The organism is Calothrix rhizosoleniae SC01 (assembly GCF_900185595.1).
Classification (GTDB): domain Bacteria; phylum Cyanobacteriota; class Cyanobacteriia; order Cyanobacteriales; family Nostocaceae; genus Calothrix_A; species Calothrix_A rhizosoleniae.
Genome location: NZ_FYBH01000411.1, coordinates 1 through 3,432, shown reverse-complemented (window position 1 = coordinate 3,432; position 3,432 = coordinate 1). Strand labels below are relative to the sequence as shown.

Annotated in this window: 3 protein-coding genes; all 3 read left to right on the top strand. The window is 39.9% G+C overall.

Translation table 11 applies throughout. From position 1 onward, the window contains the following. Window positions 1-445 precede the first annotated feature (445 nt). A complete protein-coding gene (locus tag CALSC_RS24630; RefSeq protein WP_088243846.1) occupies window positions 446-1,219 on the top strand; it encodes a hypothetical protein in 774 nt (257 codons plus the stop codon). A 117-nt stretch (window positions 1,220-1,336) separates the two neighbouring features. Continuing rightward, entirely contained in the window at window positions 1,337-2,074 is a 738-nt protein-coding gene (gene psb32, locus CALSC_RS24625) for a photosystem II repair protein Psb32 (RefSeq protein ID WP_088243845.1), read from the top strand. Window positions 2,075-2,651: 577 nt separating this feature from the next. Continuing rightward, the coding region (locus CALSC_RS24620) for an AMP-binding protein (RefSeq protein ID WP_143288375.1) at window positions 2,652-3,432 on the top strand (781 nt) is incomplete at its 3' end.

Here is a 3,432-nt window from a genome sequence, read left to right as displayed (position 1 = left end):
ACAAGGGTCATTTCAGTTAATCAGGAGCTAGAAAATCAGTTGACTTATCTAAAAGATCATACCGGAGTGGGGAACTTAGTGTGGAGAGTGTGGGAGGTGTGGGGAGTGAGGGAGTGATGGAGTGATGGGAAGATGAGTATAAATTACTCTGCTTCCCTCCTTCCCTCTTTCCCTATCATCTAACCTCAAGGATTTTGGCATTACTGAATCGGTGTTCTAGAGCCCAAATGCCATAAGTCCTCATCACATAACGAAAGCTGTCACAGATGTTGCCGAATCTTGCTAGCAGGTGTGTAAGTTGACAAACTATCACACATCTAAGAGTCTCAGATTCATTTATGATAGATAGTCGATTGTGTGTAACTGTTTAAACCATCACAACCACTCCTAATCCCTATTGCTACCGAGACAACATAGAAGTAGGACAATAACGGGAGGGAACAGAATGTATTTCAACTTATTTATCAGTTCCACCATCGGAATTTTTGTTTCTGTACTCCTAGCTTTTGGAATTTTCCAATGGTTACATATTCCTGCGGGTAATTTCTTAGATTGGATTATTGCTGGTGCAAGTTTTTGGTGGTTATTAGTAATTGTTACGGTACCGTGGAATATACATTTCCAGGCAAAGGAAGTGTTAGCAGAAGCAGAACAATCCACAAAAAAAGAAATCCCTGTGGATGAAAAACAAATCAAGTATGTAACTGCTTTAGCCAAGCGTTCGCTGCTGCTTGCCATTGCTTTACACTTGATATCAGCTGTTGGTCTTTATATCCTGGCGGTTACTGGTATTAGTGTGGTGGGATATCTTGGTTCTGGTGCGGCTTTGCTATTAACTGGTTTACGTCCAGCCATTAGTGCATACCAATATTTATATGCCCGGTTGCGAATGATTCGTCAAGAATTTAAGTATCCTCGGGAAGATATTGTTGAATTACGTCACCGGATGCAAACTGTGGAAACAACTGTCACAGGTTTAGCTGAACAACTCAACCCAGATAATTCCCATTCATTACCCAGGAAACAACAGCGAGATGGGGAAGAAACTCGCAAAACTTTGGCAAGACTAACTGCTAATGTGGAAGAATTACGTGCCACCAATGAAAAGGAACACGAAGCTTTATCCAGAGAAGCCAGACAAGCCATAGCCCAACTTTCTACTGATGGACAATTTTTGGATCATGTCCGGGAAATTATCCGCTTTTTCAAAACAGCCTAATTCATCATTTATTAGTGGAAGCTCCCCTACTCCCTGCTCCTCTACCTCTTTTTGACTTCCACACAGGGGGACTAGTTTTCGGTATACTTGGTGGAAGTTTGTCTTATAAATTCACCTATGAAACAGCTCCTCAAGCATCTATTTCACTGGCAACAATATGTTTACCAAAAGCTAATTGTACTATTGGCGATCGCAGTATCTATGGCATTATTTACTACACCGGTTTGGGCTACTGGGTTGTATGATATGCCTAGTCTGAAAACTGACGATCCCACTTGGATTGTTGATGAAGCGGAAGTAATTAGCCGTATAAATGAAGGTAACATTAGCAGTGCTTTAGGGGAAATAGCAAACCAAACAGGATATCAAGTGAGAATAGTAATTATTCGTCGTCTTGATTATGATGAAACAGCTAATAGTTTTACCCAAAAATTGTTTGAGAAATGGTTCCCCACACCAGAAGCACAAGCTAATCAAGCTCTACTAATGCTTGATGTTCTGACCAATAAAACAGCATTTGTGACAGGAGATGGCATCAAATCTGTAATGTCAGATGATATTGCTAATAGCGTAGTATCAGAAACTCTAATGGTACCCTTACGAGACGGGAATAGATACAATCAAGCTATTCTTGATGCTAGCGATCGCATAATCACTGTTTTATCAGGAAAACCTGATCCTGGGCCACCAGAAATTGTTGATAATGTAAAATTAGAATCCAATTTTGTCAAAGCAGATGAGGTAGATAGAGGTAATGCAACTGCTTGGGTAGTAGGATTGCTAATTGCTGCAACTATTATTCCCATGGCAACCTATTATGTTTACCAAGTCAATCAACCTTCTTCTGATGGATAACAATACTGCTCGATGAAGAATTTTGAAGTTTAACCAAAACTCAGAACCGATAATAAAAGCCTCCAAACAGGTGAACAAGTGTTCAGAAGGTTATGTCAATTTGGTAGTGCTAAACAAGTTGTGATTTTTGTTTTCCTTATCCTTATACAGAGAGGATTACCAAACTCAGATCATTACTTCTAGAGGGCTACCGTTTTTATTAAGTAAATCTTGATGCTGACACTAGATAAGTGCAGTAAATAATATTAATTATTTGTTCCAATTAATTTCTGTAGTGGGAGCTGGACAGCTCCCTCATACTTTCATGCAGGTAAGATTCCTAAACTACAAAATTTGTTTGGGATTCTCCCCCTAATACGAAATATCTGTTTTTTATTTGAAATTATTATAGTAATCTGTTATCCTTTTTATACTATTTCTCTCTAGGAAGACTACGGATAAATTGACCCTATACAGCATTCATCAAGCTGTCTACCTGTAGCCTTGTTTTAGAGAATTGGTATTATTTGATTCAGCTATTAAGAGTTATAAGGGCTGCATTCACAGGAAAGTAAATCATACCTATATCACAGGATAAATGATGAAACTGGAATGCGAAAAATTATGTATTACTCAGCTACTTGAATTGCAGGCTACAATTAATCCAGATAATATAGCTATTACAGCCCCTGGACGAACAGGTCTTACATATTACCATTTATTTAACCAGATTAAAGAAGTTGTTATCCAGCTCAATGCTATTGGTGTTGGACGTAATGATCGTGTAGCAGTTTCTCTTGCCAATGGCTCGGAAATGGCTGTAGCTTTTTTAGCAGTAGCCTGTGCGGCTACTTGTGCCCCCCTGAATCCAGCATATCGCGCCCAAGAATTTGAATTTTATCTCAGGGATATAAACGCTAAAGCATTAATTATTCAGCCAGGAGTTTCCGAAATAGGGAGGGAAGTAGCCCAAGGTCTCGGCATTCCCATTTTAGAATTATACCCCGCTTTAGAAGACCAAGCAGGGCTGTTTAATCTTACTGGTGTCCAAACAAATAACCCCAAGAACAGTGGTTTCGCTCAAGCTGACGATGTGGCTTTAGTGCTGCATACTTCTGGCACAAACTCTCGCCCCAAAATAGTACCACTCACCCATAGTAATCTTTGCACCTCTGCGCAAAACATTGTCGTAGCATTGAATCTAGCTGAGAGCGATCGCTGTTTAAATGTCATGCCACTGTTTCATATTCATGGTCTGATAGGTGTGTTGCTTTCATCCCTAAGTACTGGTGGGAGTGTGGTTTGTACCCCCGGTTTTAAAGCACCCAAATTCTTTGACTGGTTGGCAGAATTTCGTCCTACATGGTACTCTGCGGTTC